This is a genomic window from Pleomorphochaeta sp. DL1XJH-081 (assembly GCF_049310885.1).
In the GTDB taxonomy this organism is placed as follows: Bacteria; Spirochaetota; Spirochaetia; order Sphaerochaetales; family Sphaerochaetaceae; genus CAYZJV01.
Genome location: NZ_JBMDYO010000035.1, coordinates 1 through 431, shown reverse-complemented (window position 1 = coordinate 431; position 431 = coordinate 1). Strand labels below are relative to the sequence as shown.

General features: G+C 60.1%; 1 protein-coding gene. It reads right to left on the bottom strand.

Annotated features, from left to right (window positions below; all coding sequences use genetic code 11):
• Window positions 1-314, bottom strand: a 314-nt coding sequence (locus ACODJP_RS13800) for a hypothetical protein (protein WP_422482483.1), incomplete at its 3' end; no start/stop codon positions are given.
• Between the last annotated feature and the right edge of the window lie 117 nt (window positions 315-431).

The window sequence follows — 431 nt, the reverse complement described above, 5'->3', positions numbered from 1 at the left end:
GTGTTCGCCCCGACATCCAAAAAAGGTTCTGCGTAGGTGATATGGGGTTCTTGGGGAGTGGAGTCGCTCCACACCTGCTTGACGCGCGTCCAGTACTCATAGCCGTAGTACCAAGGGCCGGGCAAGGTTTCACTCCACTGTGTAGAGCCCCCCGGAGATGCCCCTTCTTCAAGAAGCGCGAACTGGTGGATCGGGGTCACACTGAGCCCATCGGATCCCGCCACCCCGTCAGAACCCGCCACTCCGGTCTCACCATAGGATACGAATGAGGTGGCCAGCAGCTCGGTTTTGGACGAATCGGTGTAGATCTGCACATCGAAGGCCCCCACCGAGCTGTAGCTGTACGAACGTACGCCTCCTGTCATGGTCCCGCTTGCACCGCTTTGGGCCCAGCTGCTGCCGTCCCAGCTGCGTGCATGCACGTATACCGA